This window comes from Gilvimarinus sp. 1_MG-2023, assembly GCF_030548285.1.
Window position 1 is genome coordinate 1 of sequence record NZ_JAUOSC010001965.1, and the last position, 228, is coordinate 228.

General features: G+C 48.7%; 1 protein-coding gene. It reads left to right on the plus strand.

What is annotated here, in order from left to right:
- Positions 1–23 precede the first annotated feature (23 nt).
- Positions 24–228: NAD-glutamate dehydrogenase domain-containing protein (locus Q4563_RS23515; protein ID WP_303606266.1), on the plus strand; the 205-nt coding region annotated here is incomplete at its 3' end.

A 228-nucleotide genomic window follows, 5' to 3' on the forward strand; every position in this document is an offset into this window, starting at 1 on the left:
TTGCCGATCAGAGTAAGCAACCCGTGGAGAAAATTGTAGATATTTATGCGGGTTTAGTGGCGTGTTTTCATCTTAATGGCTTTGCCCAGCTGCTCAGCGTTGCTCGCGTTGAGAATGATTGGCAAGCGATGGCACGCGAGGACTATATGGATGATATTGAGTCGCAAGTGCGGAATATTACCCAGTCATTGGCAGGCATCTATCAGTCGCCGCAAGTGATCGTAGAGC